This is a genomic window from Streptomyces sp. PU-14G (assembly GCF_041028275.1).
Lineage (GTDB): Bacteria > Actinomycetota > Actinomycetes > Streptomycetales > Streptomycetaceae > Streptomyces.
In genome coordinates this window covers 1-1810 of the sequence record NZ_JASKYT010000680.1, presented here as the reverse complement: position 1 = coordinate 1810, position 1810 = coordinate 1, and the positions used below count along the sequence as shown (strand labels likewise).

Below are 1810 nucleotides of genomic sequence, written 5' to 3'. Positions count from 1 at the left end.
GTCCTAGGGGCGGGTGGGGGAGGAGGAGGTCCGCACAAGTGGAGGCACTGTATCCGGCTGCCGTCCCTGGTCCGCCGGCGAGAGCGCGCTGGTCACCCGAACGCAGTCGGCGCGGACCGCGCGCCAGGACGCGCCGGGGGCCGGCCGCGGGGGCGGCCGACCGTCTCAGCCGAAGCTCAGTCGAACCGGGTCGCGATCGTGTTCCACAGGGAGTCGAAGAACTGGCGGGACTCGGCTACGAAGGCCGCCTCCTGTTCGTCCCGGGTTTCCGGACCACTGGTGGAGCGGAAGAGCTTGGCGGTGAGGCCGAGCACGTCGTACAGGGACAGTTGTTCGCCCTGGAAGGCGGCTTCCTCGTTCCTGACGACCTGGTAGTAGCCGATGAGGGCCTCGTGGTGGTTGAGCAGGTAGAGCTTGTGCGTGGGGGTGAGGGGGACGGCGCGGACGGTGAGGGACACCTCGACGCCGAACCTGGCCAGTGAGGTCAGCGAGTTGTCGACGGCGTGCACGTAGCTGGTCTGCATCTGGTGCAGCCGCTGGCGTGGCTTGGGGTCGTCGGGGTCGTCGATGAGGCGGGGGAGCCCCCCCCCCCCCCCCCCCCCCCCCCCCCCCGGCGGGGGAGGGCGAGACGGGCGTCCAGGCTGGGGACGAGGACGCGGGCCGTGACGGTGCGGGGGGTCAACCGCCCTTCCATGACCTGGCGTATGGGCCAGGCGAGGGCGTTGTTGAGGGTTTCGGTGGTGAGGGAGAAGGCGTCGACGGTGACGTGCTCGGCCTGGAAGGCCTCGTGGAGCCGGTCCGTCAGCTCGACGCCGGCGCTGCGGGGGGCTTCGGCGTGGTGGTCGGGTTCCGCCACGGTGGGTGAGGAGCCGCGGCCCACGTTCTGGAGGAGGCCTTCGCGGGTGAGGGCGGCGAGGGCTTCGCGGACGGCGCTGCGGCCGACGGTGAACTCGGTCTCCAGTTCGCGTTGGGTGGGGAGCCGGGAGCCCGGCGCGTACTCACCGTTACGGATGCGCGCGCGCAGAGCGTCGGCGACCACGTCGCGCGGGCGGCGGCCGCTGGTGGAGGCGGGCTTCCTGGTCACACCATCGACCTTACAACTCAGCCGAAAAGTGCGGCAGTTGTCCGTCAGCGGTTTTCAGATGGTGGACAACTGGGAATGCAGTAGGTGAGTTGGTCGCCAACTCGGCCAGTGAATCGCCAAGTTGGTCACACCCTCTCTCGGCCCGCCGGCTCCGAGTCGATCGCCCGTTCAACGACGCATGGGCGCACCCCGCACCTCACCTCCAGCACAGCCGTTCTTCCCGTGCCTGAGAAGGAGGGATCGCCATGCCGCTCCTCGCGCTCGCTGTCGCAGCCGCCGTCGTCTTCTTCGAACAGCTCGTCCAGGTGCGCTTCGGGGTCCTCGGCCTCGTCGGGTTCCTGTTGCTGAGTGTCGGCCTCAAGGCCAGGCACACCGGATGCAGCACCGCCGGCGCGCTGGTGCTCGCCACCCTGCTGCTGCATCCCTGACCGTCCCGCCGCGGCGGGACGGTCGCCGTCATGCCGCCTTCCCCTCCCACTCACCCACGCCACGGGGAAGGCGGCTTGATGACGGAAACCGGCACTCGGAACGCGCGGTGGCGGCGCGACCACCCTTCCCCCCCCGGGCGGTTCCACGACCAACTTGGCGATTCACTGGCCGAGTTGGCGACCAACTCACCTACTGCATTCCCAGTTGTCCACCATCTGAAAACCGCTGACGGACAACTGCCGCACTTTCCCGCCCAGTTGTTAGGTCGATGGCGTGACCAGGAAGCCCGCCTCCACC

At 69.6% G+C, this 1810-nt stretch carries 3 protein-coding genes; 1 reads left to right on the top strand and 2 read right to left on the bottom strand.

From position 1 onward, the window contains the following. Window positions 1-176: 176 nt before the first annotated feature. Both AB8Z75_RS34660 and AB8Z75_RS34655 read right to left on the bottom strand, forming a co-directional pair. The gene (locus AB8Z75_RS34660) at window positions 177-524 is read right to left on the bottom strand and encodes a hypothetical protein (RefSeq protein ID WP_369209069.1); all 348 of its coding nucleotides are present in this window, start codon (window positions 522-524) and stop codon (window positions 177-179) included. Then, window positions 485-1084 carry a FadR/GntR family transcriptional regulator gene (locus tag AB8Z75_RS34655; RefSeq protein WP_369209067.1) on the bottom strand — a complete coding sequence of 200 codons (600 nt, stop codon included), beginning with the start codon at window positions 1082-1084 and terminating at the stop codon, window positions 485-487. Before AB8Z75_RS34655 ends, AB8Z75_RS34660 begins: the two co-directional genes overlap by 40 nt. A 245-nt stretch (window positions 1085-1329) precedes the next feature. Here AB8Z75_RS34655 and AB8Z75_RS34650 point away from each other — a divergent pair, with 245 nt between their 5' ends. Beyond that, complete coding sequence (locus AB8Z75_RS34650; protein WP_369209065.1) at window positions 1330-1512, top strand: hypothetical protein; 183 nt, start codon at window positions 1330-1332, stop codon at window positions 1510-1512. Window positions 1513-1810 lie beyond the last annotated feature (298 nt).